An 18,817-nucleotide genomic window follows, 5' to 3' on the forward strand; every position below is an offset into this window, starting at 1 on the left:
TTGACACAGGCCCTAGCATCACGGGGTGCGCCTCAGATCCTCCATTGCCGCGGTCGCGTTCGGCGTCGCCATCGTCAACCTGGCCGCGTGCAGCCCGTCCGTGCCGAGCGCCGACCCGCGCGGCGCGCAGGCCCCGGCGAGCGGCACTTCCGCGACGCCGAGCGCGCCGGGGCAGGCACCGGGCGCGCAGGCCACCCCGGCGGCCCAGACCGGCTTGGGCAGCAGCCCGACCGGCAGTGCCAGCCCCAAGCCGACCGGCGCGTCCCGGGGCGGACGCGACACCGGCAACCCGACCGGACGGGTGACCGTACCGGCGGCCGGGCAGGCGGTCGACACGTCGAAACCGACCCGTACCGTCGGCAACGGCACCGCCGACAGCTGCACCTCCGCCGCCGTCATCCGGGCGGTCGCGGCCGGTGGGATCATCACCTTCGACTGCGGCCCCGACCCGGTGACCATCCGGATGACCGCCACCGCCAAGGTACGCAACGCCAACGGCCCGCAGGTGGTGCTCGACGGCGGTGGCAAGGTCACCCTCAGCGGGCAGGGTAGGCGGCGCATTCTCTACATGAACACCTGCGACGCGTTGCAGGGCTGGACCACCTCGCACTGCGACGACCAGGACCACCCGCAACTGACCGTGCAGAACCTCACCTTCGCCGACGGCGACTCCACCGGGCAGCGCACCGACGGCGGCGGCGGTGGGGCGATCTTCGTGCGGGGCGGCCGGTTCAAGGTGGTCAACTCGCGCTTCGTCGACAACCGCTGCGACCGCACCGGACCGGACCTGGGCGGCGCCGCGATCCGGGTCCTCGACCAGCACGACGACCAGCCGGTGTACGTGGTCAACAGCACGTTCACCGGCGGATCCTGCGCCAACGGCGGCGCGTTGAGCAGCATCGGCGTGTCCTGGGTGGTCCTCAACAGCGTGCTGCGGGACAACGAGGCGGTAGGCGAGGGTGCCAACCCGGCCCGCTCCGGCACGCCTGGCGGCGGCAGCGGCGGGGCGATCTACTGCGACGGCAACAAGTTCTCCGTACGCCTCGCCGGCACGGTCGTCGAGGACAACGACGCCCGGGAGGGCGGTGGGGCCGTCTTCTTCGTCAGCAACGACCGCACCGGCACCCTGCGCGTCGAGAAATCGACCCTGCGCCGCAACCCCAGCCACGGCTTCCAGACCTACCCCGGCATCTTCTACCTGGGCTCCGGCAAGCCCACCTTCACCGCCTCCACCATCCGCTGACCCGTCGAACGCTTTCGGTTGATCAAGAAGTTTGCGTCACGGTCGAGGCGGTTCTTCGACTCAAAGCTCTTGGTCAACAGCGGCGGCGGAGGCGGGGTCAGTAGGGGTTTCCCTGGCCCGCCGGGAGGGTGGGCGCGAGGGACAGGGGTGGGCTGGCGGTACGGGCACGTTCGGCAAGGCCGCTGAAGAGTTCCCGCAGCGCGGTGACCGAGTCGACGCTCGGGTGCCAGCCAAGCTCGGTCTCGGCCCGCTCGCTGGACATCAGCGGCACGTTGAGGGCCAACTCGACCCAGCCGGCGTCGACCGGTTGCAGCCGCGCCCGCCAAGTGAGCGCCGCAGCCGCCCGCAGCACCGGAGCGGCCACCGGCACCGTCCAGCCGTGGAAGTGCCGGGCCACCAGCTCGGGAGTCAGCACCGGGTCCGCGGCGACGTTGAAGGCACCGCGGGCATCCCCCATGATCGCGCGGGCGTACGCGTCAGCCACATCGTCGGCGTGCACCACCTGCATCCGCAGCCGCCGGTTGGTCGGCACCAGCGGCAGCCGGCCGAACCGCAGCAGCCGCACCGGTGCCAGCGGGCCGAGGAAGTACCGGCTGATCTCGGTGCCGGCGTCCCGCTGGAAAATCAACCCAGGACGCAGCCGGACCAGGCGGAGCGCCGGATGGCTCCGCTCGATCCCGTCGAGCATCTCCTCCACCGTCGCCTTGTCCCGGCTGTACGACGACCCGGGCACCCCGGTGGCCGGCCAGCGCTCGCTGACCGGCATGTCCTTCGGACCGGGTGCGTAGGTGCCGACCGACGAGGCGTACACCAGGGCCGGCACCCGGGCGCGCAGCACCGCGTCGACCACCGCCCGGCTGCCGCCGACATTGGTACGGCGCAACACGTGCTGGTCGTGACTGGGCTGGATCTGCCAGGCCAGGTGCACCACCGCATCGGCACCGGCGAAGACACCGGCCAGCTCATCCGCCGCACCGGCCAGGCCGATGTCGCAGGAGTGCCACCGCACCGCGTCGTACGGCTCACCCGCCCCCGCCGGCGGCAGCCGCCGCGCCACCCCGACGATCTCCACGTCGCGCTCGCGCCGCAACCGGCGCAGCACCGCCGAACCGACGTTCCCGCTCGCTCCCACGACCACGATCCGCATGCCCGGTCCGTACCCGGTCAGCCGCTTTCCAAGCGCAGCCATCGGGCCGACGTCCTGCGCGCGCCGGCCGGCATCGAGTCGCGGCGCCCCGCCGGCCTCGGGGAACCCCCGCACCGGTCGCTCATCGGGCGAGCAGTGCGCCGATCAGGCACGCGAAGGCGGCGACCGAGCTGACGGTACGGATCAGGTTCCACCGCACCCAGGGCGTCTCGAACCACTGCCGCACCCCCGCCAGATCGTCGATCCCGTCGACTGGCCCGGCAGCTTCCAACCGGTTGTTGAGCGGCACGTTCCACCGGCCCGTGACACCGAGCGTGACCAGATGGCTGACCAGCGCGGCGACGAGCCAGCCGAGCACCGCACCGCCGGTGCCGAGATACCCGACGACGGCCACCGCCACGAGCAGCGGCCCACCGAGAAACGCCGACAGGAACCAGCCGTTGATGATCTTCCGATTGATCGATTGCATGCTGCCGACCAGGGTCCGACCGTCGGTCGCGGCCAGACCCGGCATCACCGAGCAGGCGTACGCGAAGAACAACCCCGCCACCAGCCCGGTGGTCAGCGTGGCCCCGGCCAGGACGGCGAGGCGGATCGGCTCCGACATCTGCGGCACCTCCAGGACGCGGGGCAGCCCGGCCGACGACGAGGTCCGCGCATCGGCCCAGCCGATCCTGCCAGCCGCCGTCCACCCCGATCTTGCGGGAGCCGCCACCACGCATCGACGGCGGGCCGGAAGCCGCGAGCCCGCCCCCACCGGTGTCCGGTAACCTGAGCGGCGCGGGCCGCTAGCTCAATGGCAGAGCTGTGGACTTTTAATCCATAGGTTCAGGGTTCGAGTCCCTGGCGGCCCACCCGAAACGGATACCCAAACGGATGGGTGCAAGGTGGCAGAAGCGCAGGCCATGGTCGATGCCGTGGCCGCACTGCCGGACGGCGGCCGGAACCTTGCACCCGGGTGGTTGATTCGTGGGTCAGTTCTGGCCAGGGCTTGCTACGGGTAGTCCCGCTTCTTTCGCACATTCGAGCAGCCGCCGGTCGTAGGTGACGAAGGCGGTCAGTGCTGCGCCGGACTCGTTGGTCAGCACTTGGGCAGTGGCCAAGTGGATGGCGTCAAGGCTGCGGAGCCTCGGCTCGGCGAACGCGGCTGCGGTCGCGCGGATCGTGCCGTCGATCTCCAGTCGGAAGAGCCGTCCGACGGCGGCCGGCACTCCGATCAACGCTTGCGGAGCTGATCGGCGCAGCGCTCTGGGCACTTCCACCTCGACGAGAGCGGAGGAGACCAGCGGCACGTCGTCGTGCTTGTTCAGCCAGGAGACAAGGTCGGCACTGCACATTTCCTGCCGAACCAGCTTGACGACGGCAGCTGAATCGAGATAGATCACCAGCGCTCCTCGTCACGCATCGCGGCGAGGGAGGCGGCCACGTCCACCTCTTCGTCACCGAGTTTTGGCGGAAGTGGCACAGAGCCACCGCCGGTGGGGGCGACGGCTCGTCCTGCCGCTACGAGCTTGGCCAGAATCGACCTGTCATCGCCTACCGGAACAAGTCGGGCGATCGGGTGTCCACGGTCGGTGATCTCGACGGTCTCGCCGCCACTTACCCGAGCCAGAACCTGGCTCGTGTTCTGGTTCAGCTCCCGGACACCGATGCGTTCCATGGACACGAGTGTAGAACTAAATGTTCTACGTTTCTAGCTTCTGGCGTCATCTGGGCTGCCGGTTCGCCGACCAGAGACATTGTGGCTGGCCCGACTGCCGGCGGGTGGTGTCGGAATCATCGCGCACGACCCGGAGTCCGTGAGCCGGGCAAACTCAGGGTCAGCGGATCACCGGCGATCGTGGCGGTGTGGTTCGCATGGTGGTACCTCCGGCCCACTCTTACGCAGGTCAGCGGCCCTTCGCCGGGCCGTTCGGGCCGCGATCTTGGCTCGTACAGCAGCACCCGTGGATCCATCGCCAGCTGAACCAGGGACGAGACCCGCGCCGCCCGAGGTACAAATTTCTGTACCTACCCCGGAGGTGGTCGTGCGGACTGTGAACTTCACCCAGCTACGCCAGAACCTGGCCGCCGAACTCGACAGCGTCATCAACGACGCCGAGGAAGTGGTGGTGACCCGGTCTGGCCACGAGCCGGTGGTGATCGTGTCGCTGGCCGAGTACGAGTCGATGAAGGAGACCGAATACCTCCTACGCAGCCCCAGCAATGCCGCAGCCCTACGCCGATCGATCGCTGAGCTTGAGCAGGGCGACACCGCCGAGCGGGAGCTGACCGACCCGGACACCGGGCGGGACGTCGGGTGAGGCTGGTCTTCACCGCGACAGCCTGGACCCAGTACCTCAGCCACATCGACCGTAAGCTGATCAAGCGCGTCAACGACCTGGTCGTGGACGTGATGCGCAACGGGTACGAGGGCATCGGCAAGCCGGAGCCCTTGCGGGGAGAGCTGTCCGGTTTCTGGTCCCGCCGGATCGACCGCGAACACCGGCTGGTCTACCGGATCACCAAGGACGACCTCGAGATCGTCGCCTGCTGCTACCACTACGGTGACCGATAGCGGATCGGTGTGGCACCAGCAGCGCCCGGCGGTCATCGGTCGAGCGTCTAACCGGGCCGCTTGAGCGCGTCGCGGGTGGCCACCGAGAGCACCGTCGTGAGGCGACTGGTCATAATTCTGACCAGTCGCTAAGATGGTCTTCATGGAGACCATTCCAATCACGGAGGCCAAGGCCCGGATCGCCGAGCTTGCTGACCGGGTCGCGCGGGAGCACGATCACTTCACGATCACCCGCAACGGCCGCGCCGACGTGATGCTGATCTCGGTCGCCGAGTACGAGTCGATGCGGGAGACGCTCGACCTGCTTTCCGACGACGAGGCCCTCGCTGATCTGCGCCAGTCGCGGGAGGATTTCGCGGCCGGCGATACGTTCGCGATGGACGAGGTTCGCGCCGAGCTGGAGCGGCGTCGCGGTAGGGCGGCCTGATGCCTCCGCAAGGCCGGCGGCGGGACGACACGCGCGAGGCGGACAGCCCGTACACGGTGATGTTCTCCCGCCAAGCCCGCCGCAACCTACACGAGGACCTGCCGCTGGAGGTCGCGGTCGCCGCGACGGAGACCATCCAGCATGCGATCGCGGTCAACCCCTATCGGGCTGGCAAACCACTCGACGAGCCCTTCGACGGCTTCCACTCCGCCCGTCGCGGCACGTACCGGGTCATCTACCGGATCAACGAGGCCAAACGCGTCGTGGAGATCCACTCGATCCGCCATCGACGCGACGCCCACCGCTTCTAGAGTCACGTCTCCGCAGTGACCCGGTCCAGACCTTCGGAAGCCCGCTCAGGGGAGCGGGCTCGCGGCCCTCAGCCGGGCCGCAGGAGCAGCAGCGCGACGGTGGCCAGGTAGATGATCGGGATGGCGGCTCCTTCGAAGCCGATGCCCCGGCGTTCCCTGATCAGCAGCCCGGCGGTCAGGGTGGCCGTCATCAGGGTGGTCATGCCGGTGAACAGCAGCCCCGACAGGTTCGCCTCGGAGTAGATCGACCCGGGCCGGTAGGCGGCGTCGGCGAGGAAGATCATCAGGGAGTCGAACGCGTTGCCGCCGAGGATGTTGCCGATGCCGAGGGTCAGCGCCCCGATGCGGACCGCCGCGATGAGCGTGATCAGCTCCGGCAGCGAGGTGATCGCCGTGGTGATGGTGAAGCCCACGAATCCGCTGGGCAGGCCGGAGGCGGCGACCACGCCGAGCCCACCCTGACCGATCAGGTAGCCGGTGGCGGCCACGACAGCCGCCAGCGCGGCCAGTCGGAGCCACAGCCGACGCAGGCTCATTCCGGATGTCTCGGCAGCCGGCTCGTCCTGACGGGTCTCCGTGGTACGCCGGGCGAACCACATCGGTTCCCGGCGGAGCCGGCGCAGCAGCACCAGACCGTACAGGTAGATGACGGGAATCAGCAGGCTCGCCGGGTGCACCCAGAGCACGGTGAGTTCAGGCGTGGCGTACGCCACCACGGGCAGGCAGAGCAGCGCCACCAGCACGACCGCCTGCAAGACGTTCTCCAGGGACGCCGCCGCGTGCTCGATGTTCGAACGGCGGTAGAGCAGGTCGGCGATGGCCAGCCACACCGTCTGCACCGCGATGCCACCGATCGGGTTGGCGAGGGCGAACTCGGCGTCCTGCCGAACCGACCCGATGATCGTGGTGGCGATGCCGGGCAACGAGGTCACCGCACCGAGCAGAAGGGCGCCGGCCACCGCCTCGCCCATCCCGGTCCGATCGGCCAGTTCGTCGGCTGTCCGGACCAACGCCCGGCCGGCGGACAGGATCGCCGCGAGGGCGGCGACCAGCGCGACCACGCTGGGTAGGAGCGGCCAGGTACCGGTGATCACGAGAGGTCGCCTGAGGGTTGTTCGAGAGCCATGCCTCTCCCCGTACCCATCTGGCGGGATTTTGCGCAGCAGCGGGTCGGATGCAGGTCTGCCGTCGACGCGTCAGTGATGGGGTGCGGCGGTCTGTCAGACTCGCTCGGCGTGAGACATCAGCAGATTCTGGACAAGCTCGCCGCACCGGTCCTCGTCCGGGCGCTGAACGAGGATCTGGCCCGGTGGGTGGGCTGGCAGCTGGTGGCCGTACCGGACGATCACCGCGAGCTGGCGCGACGGGTCGTTCCACCGATTCTCACCCGCTGGCGGTGCCTGCTCGACGCCGACGACGCCGCGGCGGCGACCCGGCACCGTGGCTGGGTGGCGATGGCGGTTCTGCTGCACCGGTACGGCCTCGCCGATGCGGCTGTCACGGCCCACGCGTCGGCTGCCATCGACGCACTCAACCGCGATGTCGTGCTCTCCGACGCCTTCGCCCGGCAGTCTCCGGCCATCAAGGACTTCCTCGCCGCGCCGCCGCCACCGCTGACGCGCCGGCCACGCCGGCCCAGGACCCTGACGCTCCTCCGCCCCGGCGACGTGGTGTCCATCCAGGTGGAGGCCGGCTTCCACGCAGCGTTCGTACGCGAGGTCGCGGGCGACAACGGGTACCCGATCATCGAGTTCTACGCCGGCCGTTTCGACCGGGCACCGACGTTTGACGAGTTGTCCGGCCGGGCCGCCGCCCGCGACCGTGGCCAGGCCCGGTTCGGGGTGGTCGGGCTCACCTACCTGCCCGACCCCGCCAACCAGGTCCTGGCCCTTGCCTCCGGGCATCAGCAGCCACCGGTGGGCACCGATCCCGGGCCGGGCGAGGGCCGGTACACGATGACCGACATCATCCGGCTGCAACACGCCATCACCCGCCTGTTCCAATGAGCAACCAGCCGACGCGGCCCGACTTCTGCGGCGTCGATCGGGCCGGGAACGCTAGGCCAGGTCTTTCATCGCGGGGAGCGGTTCCAACCAGGCCAGATGGCCGTCGGCGACCGCGATGGTCCGGCTTCCCGTCGCGTCGGTGGCGGTCAGGCCGACGCCCGGCCGGCCGGACGGTGCGACGAGCTGGTCGTCCTCCAGGGCGAGGTGCAGCAGCGGTCCGTCCGCTCCGAAGGCCGCCACGGCAGCGTCGAACGCCGGACGATCCTCGGTGGGCACGTGGATCCGCGTTGCGGTGTGCACGACGAGTCGCGGTAGTCCCGGCGGAAGCGTCGCCGCGACCGTCGGGCCGATCTCAATGGCGTTCCCGGCCACCACCCGCGGCGGATCGGCCGCCACCACGGCCATCGCCGCCTGCAACTGTGCCGCCTGATGCGAGTTCTCCGGCCACACGAGCGCGCGTAGCCATGCCCGGTCGTCGGTGTCGGTGAGGTCCGGCGGAGCCAGGTCGATGCCGACCGCGTCGGCGATCTCCGGTAGCTGATCAAGGTCGGGCAGCGGGTCGGTGTTCGGCACATCCACTCCGATGTGGACCGGCGAGCTGTGGTCGCCGACCGGCGTGCCACCCACGGTGTAGGCGTACCGGTCGGCGCGGAGATTCAACCCCGCGCTACAGCCCACCTCCACGACGCACACGGGCGCGGGGGTGGTGCGGCGCAGCAGCGCCAGGCCCAGCCGTAGCACCAGTGCGCGCTGGACGTGGTTGGTCTGCACCAGGCGGGTGCCGAGGAGGGACGTGATCCGGTGGGAGTACGCCGCGCAGAAGCGTGCGAAGGCCGGGCCGGTGCCCCCGTCGACCGGACGAGCGGCGGCACCGGCCACGGACGGGTAGTACTCGGCCAGCGGATCGCGCGCCCCGGCCAGCAGCAGGTAGTGGACCGCGCCGAAGAGCGCGAACGTCGGCTGCTGGCCGGGGCGGGTACGGGCCGCCAGTTCGAGCAGCGACCTGTCCTCCGCGACGACGGCGAGCTGCCGGCTGTACAGCGGCGAGCTGCCGAAGCCACGGGCCGTACGGAACGTCTCCGCCACCGTTGGGATGTCACGCACCGTCTGACAGTAGTGGTGTCACGGGCTGTCGGTCGTACCGCAGGACGAGCCGGCCGCAGACGACGCCGAGGATCAACTCGACCACTGTGGCGGCCACGAGCCCGGCGGCCGGTGGCCCGTCGAGCATCATGCCGAGCAGCCGGGACAGGCCGTAGGCCAGATAGACCACGGCACCGACCAGGGCGGCGGGGTAGGTCAGCCGTCGGACGTACCCGCCGAGCATGACGAGCACGCCGGTGGCCAGCAGCGCCCCTCCGGCACCACGGGTCTCGCTGAGCAGGCTGCTGTTGCCCGCGTACTCGATGCCGTTTCCGGCGTGGAACGTCGCCGGGACGGTCAACAACGCTCCACCGATGACGATCGCGACCAGCCCGGCGACGGTCAGACCGACCCTTCCGGCTGTGGGCCGTCGTGCGGGCGGCGCTCCGGCAGGTGTGTTCCGGCCGCTCACCGCTGCCACGTCCCGGCAGCGACGGCCTGTCGGCAGACATCGGCGAAATCACCGGGTTGCCGGTCGAGCGCCTGTCGCACACCATCGCCGAGGCTGGCGTTGCGCCCGTCGAAGACCTCCACACAGAGGTCGGTGAGCAGCCGGGCGTGATCCGGCCCGACCTGTCCGACCAGGCCGTCGTGGAACTGCTCGGCGGTGACCGGCAGGTAGCGCACCTCCCTACCGGTGGCCTCGGTGATCTCCGCTGCCGCCTGGTCGAAGGTCAGTAGGCGAGGGCCGGTGACCTCGTACGCCCGCCCGTCGTGCCGGCCGCCGGTGAGCGCGGCGACGGCGACGTCGGCGACGTCGGCCACGTCGACGAACGGCTCGGCGACCTGGCCCGCCGGCAGCGCGAGCAGGCCGTCGTGGACCGCCTGCGCCAACTGCCCCTCGGTGAAGTTCTGCGCGAACCAGCTGGCCCGCACGATGGTGTACCCGAGCCCGGAGCCGGCGACGATCGCCTCACAGCGCTGCGCTCCCGCCTCTCCACGACCCGACAGCAGCACCAGCCGGTGCACGCCCGCCTTACGGGCGGCGTCGACGAACGCCTCGACCACGTCGGACGCCTGCGGGGCGGCCAGATCCGGGAAGTAGCACAGGTACACCGCGTCGATGCCGCGCAGCGCGGCCGACCACGTCTCCGGCCTCGCCCAGTCGAAGGGCTGTTCGCCGCGGCGGGAAGCCTGCCGCACCGGATGTCCGAGGCGGGTGAGGCGGTCGGCGACGCGTCGGCCGGTCTTGCCGGTCGCGCCCGTGACGAGTACTGACGGTCGGGACATGGGTGGCTCCGTTCCGGAGAGGATTGCTTCTCGCTGCCAACCCAGCCTGGTGCGGTTTCGGTGGTGGAACAATGATCGCGCTGCCGCCTTTCTTTGCCTGTCGTCCAGCTGCTTGGACGATAAGCACATCTGCGAGAGCCTTGAGCGATGTGGACGACACCGGCCTGCGAGGTCGCGGCATCCAGTGACCCGCTCGGCGAGACACTGCATCTCCTCCGGCTCACCGGCACGCTGTACTGTCGCGCCGAGCTGACCGCACCGTGGGGGGTGGCGGTGCCGGCCCTGCCCGGTTGCATGACGTTGCAGGTGGTCACGGCTGGGCGGTGCTGGCTAGAGGCGGACGGCGTCGAACCGCGCCTGGTCGGGCCGGGCAGTCTGACGCTGATCCCGCACGGCATTCCGCACCGCTTCCGCAGTGATCCGCAGGCGTCGACCGAGGCACTCTTCTCGATTCCGGTGCAGCGGTTCAGCGAGCGTTACGAGATCATGCGGTACGGCGGTGGCGGCGAACTGACCCAGGTCACGTACGCGGTGCTGCGGCTGGACCACGTCGCGGCGCAGCGAATGGTCGCCCAACTGCCGACCGTGCTGCACCTGGACCGGTTCGACGACGAGACGGGGTGGTTGCACAGCACGCTCCGGTTCGTGGCCAGCGAGGCGCAGGCGTTGCGTCCGGGCGGCGAGACGATGCTCACCCGGCTGGCGGACGTGCTGGTGATCCAGACGATCCGAGCCTGGTTGGATGCCGCACCCGAGGCGCGCCAGGGCTGGCTGGCGGCGCTGCGTGATCCCCAGATCGGGCGGGCCCTCACCGCGCTGCACCGTACGCCCGAGCGGGACTGGCGCGTGACCGATCTGGCCCGGGAGGCGGGCATGTCCCGGTCGGCCTTCGCCGCACGCTTCACCGCGCTGGTCGGCGAACCCGTCATGCGGTACGTGGCCGCGTGGCGACTGCAACTCGCCCACGATCATCTCGGCCGTAGTGACGAACCACTGCCGGTGGTGGCGCGGCGGTTCGGCTACCAGTCCGAGGCGGCGTTCTGTCGTGCCTTCAAGCGGGCGTACGGGGTGCCGCCGGGCCGGCTGCGCCGCGAGCCTGTTCCAGGCCGTCGAATAGCAGATCGAGGGTGAACTCGAACTCGGTCTGACTGTCACACCAGCCCAGTGTGGGGTCGGTGGCGTCGTGCAGCTCGGCGGCCACCATAGCCGCCAGGTGGGGCAGTTGTGCGGCCAGCTCGGCCAGCTCCGCCTCCGCCGCGTCGGCGTCGACCTCCGCGCCGGCGGCAGGTTGGAAGACCTCCTGGGCGAAGCCGAGGGCCAGGCTGCCGAACGCGTGCAGCGCCCGGTGGGCGATCCGGTACGAGAAGCCGCCGTCGATCAGGATGGCGAGGATGCCTTCGTAGTAGCCGTACACCCCGCCGGGAATGGCCGAGCGGGAAGTGAGCAGGGCGGGCGCCCACGGGTGCCGCAGCATGACCGTGCGTGCGGCGAGGAAACGTAGCCGTAGCCGGGTACGCCAGTTTCCGCCGGCCGCCTCCGTCTCGGCCTGGTCGGCGGCCGCGACGATCTCGGCGACCACGGCATCGACGAGGCCGTCGAGCAGCCCTTCCTTGCCGGGCAGGTGGTGGTAGAGCGACATCGCCTCGACGCCGAGGTCGGCGGCGAGCCGGCGCATCGTCAGCGCCGCCATCCCCTCTGCGTCCACCAGGGCGATCGCGGCGACCAGTGCCCGCTCACGGCTCAGCGGCTCCCGGCGTCTTCTCGCTCCCATGCGGCTCCCATCTTCCCTTGACCTTACAACGTATGGTTGCCTTACGACGTAAGGCTGATGCCGCGTCGCAGCTGCCGCAACCGAAGGGGCCACCATGCATCCACTGATCCGCACCGCCCGGACGACCGGGCTTTTCTACCTTGGGCTCGGCATCGCCGGCGCACTGGGCTTCCTCACCATCCGACCCATGATCTTCGAGTCCGGTGACGCCGACGCGACCCTCGCCAACCTGGTCGCCAACGAGTCACTGGCGCGCCTCGGAGTGGCATTCGAACTGCTCGTCGTCCTCACCCAGACGCTGGCCGCCGTCTGGTTCTACCGGCTGTTCCGTGCCGTCAACAGCACCGCCGCCGGCAGCATCGCCGCCTTCGGCCTCGTCAACGCCGTCGCCATCCTCGGCAGCGCCGCCATGCTCGGGACCGCGGTCACGGTGGCCACCGGCGAGGCCGGCGGGGCCGCCGACACGGTCCAGTTGCTGTACCTCGTGAGCGAGAACCTGTGGGCGGTGGGCGGGCTCTTCTTCGGCCTCTGGCTGATGCCGATGGGCTGGTGCGTGCTGCGTTCGGGTTGGCTGCCCCGGGCCCTCGGCTGGATCCTCGTCGCCGGTGGTGTGGGCTACGTGCTGATGACGTTCGTCGGGTACCTCGCCCCCGGCGCCGGGATCGTCGGCGACCTGCTGGTGGTCCCCGCGACCGTCGGCGAACTCTGGATTCTCGGCTACCTGGTCGTCTTCGGCGTCCGGAAGCGGGCACTCACCGAGACGCCGCGAACGACGCCGACCACGCCGCTCGCCGCCTCACCAGCCTGACCGCCTCGGCCGGCCCGGTTCGGGGTCGTGCTCCCACCCGGGTACGCCCCAACCGGGGCCGGCCGTCCCGCCGTGTCGTTGATCCGGTTGTGCCCGCCACCCGCCGGTGACCACGGTGGGGGCGCCGAGAAGTCCGGAGGACGCCGATGACCAGCGAACGCGAGACCGTCGAGGTCGACCCCGCCCTGTTCCAAGCCGTCTACGACTCGCCCGCCGCACTGCCCGGCCGGCACCGCTGGACCACCCCGGAGTCCGACGTACGGCGGATCGAGAAGCTGCTCAACATGCCGCCCCGGACCATCGGCGCGCCCCTCTGGGTCAGCGGCGACCAGCCGGACTGCCCGAAGTGCGGTCGTCGGATCACCTGGTACGACATCGTCGCCTCGGCCCTGAAGGGCGTGCACGACCCGATGATGATCGCGACGGTGATCCTCGGCGACCGCCGCTACGTCAACACCGGTCTGCCCGCCGCCATCCCCGGCGTACGCTGCGCCGACTGTCGGTCACCGATCGAGGGACTGCGCAGCTTCAAGTGCCACAACTGGGCGTACGCCTTCGAGGATCTGGCGGCCGTGCGGCAGCGGATGTCCGGCGGCCCGGTCCACGGTGACCAGGGTGAGCCGGTCCACTGACACCCATGCGGTCAGCGGCGGGCCGGGCGACGGCCGGGTGGCGAGGGTGGTTCGGGGCCGAGATCGGGTAGTGGGGGCATGGGTCGGGTGGTCGGATGGTCGGCGGCCACCCGCAGCCGCTCACCGTGATGCCACAGCTCGATCGCCACGTCAGCGTCGGCGTCCGGCAGCTCGTAGCGGGCCTCGTCGGCGGTCAGCGTGACGTGCAGCCGCTGGCCGTGCCAGAGCAGGCTGAACGCGAGGCGGTCGATCCGGTCGGGCAGCCGCGGGTCGAACGACAACAGTTCCCGGTCGTCGCGCAGGCCACCGAAGCCCTGCACCAGCGCCAGCCAGGCCCCGCCCAGCGAGGCCAGGTGCAGCCCGTCGCCCGTCTTGTCGCCGAGATCCTCCAGGTCCTGGAGCACCGACTCGGCGAACAGGTCGTACGCCAAATCGAGGTGGCCCAGCTCGGCGGCGAGCACCCCCTGCGGCGCGGCGGACAGCGACGAGTCCCGCACCGTCCGCGCCTCGTAGTAGGCGAAATTGGCGGCCTTCTCCTCGGCGGTGAACTCGCCCGGGCAGCGCAGCATCGCCAGCACCAGATCGGCCTGCTTGACCACCTGGTGCCGGTACAGCTCCAGGTAGGGAAAGTGCAGCAGCAGCGGATAGTCGTCGTCGCCGGTGTCGGCGAAGTTCCACTCCGGCCGGTCGGTGAACCCGGCCGCCTGCTGGTGCACTCCCCGCTTGGGGTCGTACGGCATGGTCATCGCCTCGGCGGCGGCCCGCCAACCCGCCACCTCGGCCGGGTCCACGCCCAGCCGGCCGGCCGCCTCCGGATGCCGCTCGACGGCGTCGGCCGCGCCGCGCAGGTTCCGCCGCGCCATCAGGTTGGTGAACAGGTTGTCGTCGACAAGGGCGGCGTACTCGTCCGGGCCGGTGACACCGACGATGTGGAAGCTGCCGTCGTCGGTGAAGTGCCCGAAACCGTGCCACAACCGGGCGGTGGCCACCAGCAGGTCCAGCCCGGGGCCGGTCAGGAAGTCCTCGTCGCCGGTGGCCGCGACGTAGCGCAGGACCGCGTCGGCGATGTCGGCGTTGACGTGCAGCCCGGCGGTGCCGGCCGGCCAGTAGCCGGAGCACTCCCGGCCGCCGATGGTCCGCCAGGGGAAGGTGGCTCCGGTGAGCCGCAGTTCCGCCGCGCGGTCGAACGCCTGCGGCAGGTGCGCGTGCCGCCAGCGCAGCGCCGACCGGGCCACGGCCGGCGCGATGTAGGTAAGCACCGGCAGCACGTAACCCTCGGTGTCCCAGAGCACGTGCCCGTCGTAACCGTTGCCGGTCAGCCCCTTGGCGGGGATGGTCCGGTCGCCGTCCGAGCGGCCCGCCTGGATCAGGTGGAACATGGCGAACCGGATCGCCAGCTGCAACTCGTCGTCGCCGTCGAGCAGCACGTCGGCGGTACGCCAGGCGTCGTCCAGGGCGGTCCGCTGCTCGGCGAGCAGGTCGTCGAAGCCGACCGTACGCGCCGCGTCCGCCTCGGCCGTCACCTGCGCCCCCAGTTCGTCGACGGACGAGTCGGCAACGGGCCCCCACTCGTACGCCGCGTACTTGGTCAGCCGCACCCGTTCGCCGGCTCGCAGCGGGCCGGCGAGGGTCAACCGGATCCGATCCGGGGTGGCGTCGGCGTCGGTGGTGACGTGTGCCGGTGCCGCCAACCGGTGCGCGACCGCGACGGCGACCCGCTGCTCGCTGCGCTCGGTCCGGTGCACCAACAGCGCGTCGGCACCGTCGACGCGGTGCAGTTCGGCGGTCAGCGGGTCCTGGATCAGCGAGGCGGCCCGGGGGTCGTCGGCCCGCTCGGGGACATGCTCGTTGGCCAGCAGGTCCGCGCAGATCCGCAGGTCGACCGGCCCGTCCAGGGGTTCCACCCTCCAGTCGACGGCGGCGACCCGGCGACGGGGCAGCGACACCAGCCGGGTGCTGCGTACCCGCACCCCGTAGCCGGCCGGCGAGATCCATTCGGTGAGCCGTTCGATCACCCCGGCCCGCAGGTCGAGCACCTGCTCGTGGGCGAGCACCGTGCCGGTGCGCAGGTCCAGCGGCTCGTCACCGACCCAGAGCCGCACCAGCGTGGCGTTCGGCGGGCTGATCACGGTGTCGCTGAGCTGCGGGAAGGCGTAGCCGTTCTCGGGGTAATTCAGCTCACGTCGTTCGTGCAGCCCGTTGAGGTAGCTGCCCGGCATGTCGACCGGCAGGCCCTCGTCGAGGGTGCCGCGCCAGCCCAGCCATCCGTTGCTCAACGCGAAGACCGACTCGGTCTCGCCGAGCCGGTCCAGGTCGTCCCGGGTCCGCCGGATCCGCCACCGCTCGTCCGGCTGCGGCTCGTCCGGCTGCTGGTCAGGGGTGGGGTGCACAGTGCCTCCAGGACTCTCCGACGGTCCCTGCGGGCTGACAGTTCCCCACCGGCCGGTTCACCACACCAGCAGCAACGCGCCTAGCGTGCCGAGCACCAGGTACGGCCCGAACGGCAGGTGACTCGACCAGCGGGCCCGCCGGCTCACCAGCAGGCCCAGGGCGACCAGCCCGGACAGGGTCAGCGCGAGCAGCAGCCCGAGCACCGGCACACTCCAGCCGTACCAGCCCAGGAGGGCACCCGCGCTCAGCGCGAGCTTGGCGTCGCCGATGCCGAAGCCTCGCGTACCGAGCAACAGGGTGGTGGCGGCGAAGAAGAGGGCCAGCCCGAGCCCGGCGGCGACGGCGCGCAGCCATGGTGCCGCACCGGCCCCGGTCAGCGCGGCCAGCCCGAGCAGCAGCCAGGTGCCGACGGCGGCCGGCCAGGTCAGTCGGTCGGGCAGCCGGTGCACCGCGACGTCGATGAAGAGCAACGGCACCGCGAAGGCCAACCACCACCCGGCGGCGGCCAACTCGACGGCGGGTGGGCGGGTCAGCAGCAGCGCGGCCACCGCTGCCAGGGCGGTCAGCTCGACGGTGGCCGGCGGGGCACCGACCCGGGCCCCGCAGCCGCCGCAGCGGGCGGTCGGGCCCAGCGCGGGCCAGGGACGGTGTGGGCCGATCGGCGCGCCGCAGGCGTCGCAGCCGGTCCGGCGGGCGGTTCCCGGGGGTACGGCGTGCCGGGCGACGGCGTACCGGAGCAGTGGGGTGATCGTCAGCAGAGCCGAGGCGCGCGGCCAGGACCGGGCGGTGGGCCCGGGTGATGCTTCATCCGGCGCGGTCACCCGGGGCACCGGCGGGGCAGGGTGCCGGGTCATCTCCACCACCCCTTCACGGAGGGTAGTGTGTCCGGTCGGTTCGGGTGGCGGTCCGAAGGTCCGACGCCGCCCACCGGGCCGTCGCGCCGCCGTCGGATCAGCTGCCCGGAACGGGCAGATGGAATTCCCATAGATCGCAATTGACGGTCAATTGGCACCGTTTCTGCCGGGGACGGATCGGACCGATTGCCATTTCCCGCCCCATTGCGACCAGCCGGCGGGCCGCCCGCTCGGTGGTGGGATCGCCCGCCCCGCCGCCCGTACCCGCCCAAGCCGCACCCCGGGTCGATCAATGCCGGCAACCTACCGGTAACCATGCGGCACCACCACCACTCATAACTCAGCGTGTTCGAATGAATTGCCTCTGTTGCATCGGCCAGCGTCAGCCTATGCTCGCCCCTTGGATGTGACGCAACCCACGTCCGTTACCGACGAGCAGCCAGGCCAGTGCATTAACAGGAGATCCACAAGAGCAAATGCGGCTGGGCGCGAAACAGGGGCCGGAGAGATCCGCCCGATCGCGCCGCCGCACGCCCGGCGACGCTGGCTTCGACGTTCGCCGGTCGGCACCGAGGAGGGCACGAGGTGCGAGCACGGCAGCTGAGCCGCTGGACGGCCGGCCTGGTCGCGGTGGCCACGGTCGGCACGAGCACCGCCTGCGGCAGCACCCAGGAGGCGTCCACCACCGCGACACCCGACCGGAACAGACCAGCCGGCGCCGCGCGGGCCGCCGAGGAGGCTGCTGCGGAGAAGGCGGCGCTGGCGGCCTACTCCGGCTACCTCACGGCGTCCCGCACGGCGAGCCGGCGCAGCGACCCACAGGAGCCGGCGCTGACCCGGTTCCTCGCTGACCCGCTGCTGACCAGGGTCCGGTTCAGCCTGCGGCAGGCCCGCCAGAACGGCGCGGTGAGCGCCGGCACGCTGCGCTCCGAAGGGCCCACCGTCATCTCGATGGACCTGGACGCCACACCCCCCACAGTGGAGATCCAGGACTGCGTCGATGCCAGCAACTACCGGCTGATCTACGTCGCCGACGACAAGGTCGTACCAGGCACCCGAGGCTCCCGCCACCTGGCGACCGCCACCGCGACCCGTTATCCCGACGGCCGCTGGCGGATCAGCACCGGCGCGGCCCACCAGGACCAGCCGTGCTGACCGGGCACAGCGCCAGTAGCGGCCACGAGCGGCGGGCCGGCCGGCCGTCGCCGTCCAGCCGACCGTCGCGGCCCGACCGCGCCGGCCATCGGCGCCGACCGGACGCCGCCCCTACCGTCACGCTCCGGCGGGTGCTGCTCGGCGGCGCGTTGGCGGTGCTGCTGGCGACTGGCGGCGCGGTTCCGGCGACCGCCGCCGACCCCGGTGCCGAATGCCCGCCGGCCCAACCGAACTGCAACGTCTGGGACGACGACCCGGGTACCCCCGGTGGCGGCGGCAACGGTGGGGACAACGGCAGCGGCGGCGACAACGGCGGCGGAGGCGGAGGCGGCGTCTGCCAATGGGAGGGCCGCACCATTCCCTGCTACGACGACGTGCTCGGCTGGTTCAACAGCGGCGACGGCTGCTACTACAAGCTGGCCGAGCCGCAGCCGGAGGCGCCCGAGGGCCAGCAGTGGTACGTGCGCACCTGCTACGGCGGGGCCGTCGGTGACCAGCGGACAGTGCTGCTGGACGCGCCGCCGCAGGGCTTCGGCGCTCCGCCGGACCCGGAGGAACTGGCCCGTCGGGCGTTCGCCTCGATCACCCTGCTCGCGCCCCGGGCGGCGGTCGCGCCCCGCAAGTCCGTGGGCCCCGGGCTGGTGGGATTGCCGGTCTGGATGTGGGCCGAACGGGGTGCCAACCAGTTCGGCCCGTTGAGCGCCGAAGCCACGGACCGTGGCCTGACCGTGACGATTCAGGCCGAGGTCGACCGGGTGGTCTGGGACATGGGCAACGGCGACGAGGTCACCTGCACCGGCCCCGGTACCCCGTACGACCGCCGAGGTTCCTACGCCGGACAGCCCTCCCCCGACTGCGGCTACCACAGCGGCTACCCGGAGGCCGGCACGTACACGGTCCGGGCGACCACGTACTGGTCGGTGACGTGGACCAGCAGTGGCGGCGACAGCGGAAGCATCGGCGGTGTCACCCGCACCACCGGCCCGGTCGGCATCCAGATCAACGAGCTTCAGGTGGTGACCCGGTGAGCGCGAGGAGTGAGCCGGTCCTGCGAGCCCCGCAGTCGCGAACGAAAGGTGAGGTCCGTGAGCGCGAGGAGTGAGCCGGTCCTGCGAGCCCCGCAGTCGCGAACGAAAGGTGAG

General features: G+C 71.1%; 22 protein-coding genes and 1 tRNA gene. 12 read left to right on the forward strand and 11 right to left on the reverse strand.

The features are described 5' to 3' along the window. Positions 1–25: 25 nt before the first annotated feature. The gene (locus KBX50_RS20685) at positions 26–1,243 is read left to right on the forward strand and encodes a hypothetical protein (protein ID WP_307871025.1); all 1,218 of its coding nucleotides are present in this window, start codon (positions 26–28) and stop codon (positions 1,241–1,243) included. A 97-nt stretch (positions 1,244–1,340) separates the two neighbouring features. Here the strand turns inward: KBX50_RS20685 and KBX50_RS20690 are convergent, their stop codons facing one another. Together KBX50_RS20690 and KBX50_RS20695 are read right to left on the reverse strand one after the other, a co-directional pair. Next, a complete protein-coding gene (locus KBX50_RS20690) occupies positions 1,341–2,390 on the reverse strand; it encodes an NAD-dependent epimerase/dehydratase family protein (RefSeq protein ID WP_210939107.1) in 1,050 nt (349 codons plus the stop codon). Between the two features lie 121 nt (positions 2,391–2,511). Then, positions 2,512–2,997 carry a DUF1772 domain-containing protein gene (locus tag KBX50_RS20695; RefSeq protein ID WP_210938976.1) on the reverse strand — a complete coding sequence of 162 codons (486 nt, stop codon included), beginning with the start codon at positions 2,995–2,997 and terminating at the stop codon, positions 2,512–2,514. 175 nt (positions 2,998–3,172) lie between these two features. Between KBX50_RS20695 and KBX50_RS20700 the strand changes: the two genes are divergently transcribed. Beyond that, positions 3,173–3,244: transfer RNA gene (locus tag KBX50_RS20700), tRNA-Lys, on the forward strand. Between the two features lie 120 nt (positions 3,245–3,364). Here KBX50_RS20700 and KBX50_RS20705 read toward each other — a convergent pair. Together KBX50_RS20705 and KBX50_RS20710 are read right to left on the reverse strand one after the other, a co-directional pair. Continuing rightward, positions 3,365–3,775, reverse strand: coding sequence for a type II toxin-antitoxin system VapC family toxin (locus KBX50_RS20705; protein WP_210938978.1), 411 nt, complete (start codon positions 3,773–3,775; stop codon positions 3,365–3,367). Then, complete coding sequence (locus KBX50_RS20710) at positions 3,772–4,050, reverse strand: type II toxin-antitoxin system Phd/YefM family antitoxin (RefSeq protein WP_210938980.1); 279 nt, start codon at positions 4,048–4,050, stop codon at positions 3,772–3,774. The genes KBX50_RS20705 and KBX50_RS20710 overlap by 4 nt, the downstream gene beginning before the upstream one ends. Before the next feature lie 367 nt (positions 4,051–4,417). On the opposite strand from KBX50_RS20710, the gene KBX50_RS33405 reads away from it, so the two are divergent. From KBX50_RS33405 to KBX50_RS20730, 4 genes are all read left to right on the forward strand, one after another. Next, positions 4,418–4,693 (forward strand): type II toxin-antitoxin system Phd/YefM family antitoxin, encoded by a 276-nt coding sequence (locus KBX50_RS33405; protein WP_210938982.1) that lies wholly within the window; start codon positions 4,418–4,420, stop codon positions 4,691–4,693. Next, the gene (locus KBX50_RS20720) at positions 4,690–4,947 is read left to right on the forward strand and encodes a Txe/YoeB family addiction module toxin (protein WP_210938984.1); all 258 of its coding nucleotides are present in this window, start codon (positions 4,690–4,692) and stop codon (positions 4,945–4,947) included. The genes KBX50_RS33405 and KBX50_RS20720 overlap by 4 nt, the downstream gene beginning before the upstream one ends. Before the next feature lie 142 nt (positions 4,948–5,089). Beyond that, on the forward strand, positions 5,090–5,374 hold the full coding sequence (locus KBX50_RS20725) for a type II toxin-antitoxin system Phd/YefM family antitoxin (protein WP_210938985.1): 285 nt from the start codon (positions 5,090–5,092) through the stop codon (positions 5,372–5,374). Then, positions 5,374–5,685, forward strand: a complete 312-nt coding sequence (locus tag KBX50_RS20730; protein WP_210938987.1) for a type II toxin-antitoxin system RelE/ParE family toxin — start codon at positions 5,374–5,376, stop codon at positions 5,683–5,685. Before KBX50_RS20725 ends, KBX50_RS20730 begins: the two co-directional genes overlap by 1 nt. 68 nt (positions 5,686–5,753) lie before the next feature. On the opposite strand, the gene KBX50_RS20735 is transcribed toward KBX50_RS20730, so the two are convergent. Continuing rightward, positions 5,754–6,779 (reverse strand): sodium:calcium symporter, encoded by a 1,026-nt coding sequence (locus tag KBX50_RS20735; protein ID WP_307871026.1) that lies wholly within the window; start codon positions 6,777–6,779, stop codon positions 5,754–5,756. Positions 6,780–6,920: 141 nt separating this feature from the next. Between KBX50_RS20735 and KBX50_RS20740 the strand changes: the two genes are divergently transcribed. After that, positions 6,921–7,691, forward strand: coding sequence for a hypothetical protein (locus KBX50_RS20740; protein WP_210938990.1), 771 nt, complete (start codon positions 6,921–6,923; stop codon positions 7,689–7,691). Positions 7,692–7,742: 51 nt separating this feature from the next. On the opposite strand, the gene KBX50_RS20745 is transcribed toward KBX50_RS20740, so the two are convergent. The 3 genes from KBX50_RS20745 to KBX50_RS20755 are packed head-to-tail and all read right to left on the reverse strand — an operon-like array spanning position 7,743 to position 10,064. Further along, complete coding sequence (locus tag KBX50_RS20745; protein ID WP_210938992.1) at positions 7,743–8,795, reverse strand: DUF2332 domain-containing protein; 1,053 nt, start codon at positions 8,793–8,795, stop codon at positions 7,743–7,745. Then, positions 8,788–9,246 carry a DUF4345 domain-containing protein gene (locus KBX50_RS20750; RefSeq protein WP_210938994.1) on the reverse strand — a complete coding sequence of 153 codons (459 nt, stop codon included), beginning with the start codon at positions 9,244–9,246 and terminating at the stop codon, positions 8,788–8,790. The genes KBX50_RS20745 and KBX50_RS20750 overlap by 8 nt, the downstream gene beginning before the upstream one ends. Continuing rightward, complete coding sequence (locus KBX50_RS20755; protein WP_210938996.1) at positions 9,243–10,064, reverse strand: NAD(P)H-binding protein; 822 nt, start codon at positions 10,062–10,064, stop codon at positions 9,243–9,245. Before KBX50_RS20755 ends, KBX50_RS20750 begins: the two co-directional genes overlap by 4 nt. A 147-nt stretch (positions 10,065–10,211) precedes the next feature. Here KBX50_RS20755 and KBX50_RS20760 point away from each other — a divergent pair, with 147 nt between their 5' ends. Further along, on the forward strand, positions 10,212–11,195 hold the full coding sequence (locus tag KBX50_RS20760; RefSeq protein ID WP_210938998.1) for an AraC family transcriptional regulator: 984 nt from the start codon (positions 10,212–10,214) through the stop codon (positions 11,193–11,195). Here KBX50_RS20760 and KBX50_RS20765 read toward each other — a convergent pair. Next, the gene (locus KBX50_RS20765) at positions 11,116–11,835 is read right to left on the reverse strand and encodes a TetR/AcrR family transcriptional regulator (RefSeq protein ID WP_210939000.1); all 720 of its coding nucleotides are present in this window, start codon (positions 11,833–11,835) and stop codon (positions 11,116–11,118) included. The two genes, KBX50_RS20760 and KBX50_RS20765, sit on opposite strands and share 80 nt — an antisense overlap. 94 nt (positions 11,836–11,929) lie before the next feature. Between KBX50_RS20765 and KBX50_RS20770 the strand changes: the two genes are divergently transcribed. Further along, positions 11,930–12,643 (forward strand): DUF4386 domain-containing protein, encoded by a 714-nt coding sequence (locus tag KBX50_RS20770; protein ID WP_210939002.1) that lies wholly within the window; start codon positions 11,930–11,932, stop codon positions 12,641–12,643. Positions 12,644–12,789: 146 nt separating this feature from the next. Continuing rightward, on the forward strand, positions 12,790–13,275 hold the full coding sequence (locus tag KBX50_RS20775) for a hypothetical protein (protein ID WP_210939004.1): 486 nt from the start codon (positions 12,790–12,792) through the stop codon (positions 13,273–13,275). Between the two features lie 11 nt (positions 13,276–13,286). Here the strand turns inward: KBX50_RS20775 and KBX50_RS20780 are convergent, their stop codons facing one another. Continuing rightward, the gene (locus KBX50_RS20780; RefSeq protein WP_210939006.1) at positions 13,287–15,665 is read right to left on the reverse strand and encodes a glycoside hydrolase family 65 protein; all 2,379 of its coding nucleotides are present in this window, start codon (positions 15,663–15,665) and stop codon (positions 13,287–13,289) included. 57 nt (positions 15,666–15,722) lie between these two features. Beyond that, complete coding sequence (locus KBX50_RS20785) at positions 15,723–16,520, reverse strand: A24 family peptidase (protein ID WP_210939009.1); 798 nt, start codon at positions 16,518–16,520, stop codon at positions 15,723–15,725. 585 nt (positions 16,521–17,105) lie between these two features. Between KBX50_RS20785 and KBX50_RS20790 the strand changes: the two genes are divergently transcribed. Continuing rightward, on the forward strand, positions 17,106–17,675 hold the full coding sequence (locus KBX50_RS20790; protein WP_210939011.1) for a hypothetical protein: 570 nt from the start codon (positions 17,106–17,108) through the stop codon (positions 17,673–17,675). Positions 17,676–17,806: 131 nt separating this feature from the next. Then, a complete protein-coding gene (locus KBX50_RS20795) occupies positions 17,807–18,703 on the forward strand; it encodes a hypothetical protein (RefSeq protein WP_210939110.1) in 897 nt (298 codons plus the stop codon). The last annotated feature ends 114 nt before the right edge of the window (positions 18,704–18,817 follow it).

The organism is Micromonospora sp. C51 (genome assembly GCF_018070435.1).
Lineage (GTDB): Bacteria > Actinomycetota > Actinomycetes > Mycobacteriales > Micromonosporaceae > Micromonospora > Micromonospora sediminimaris.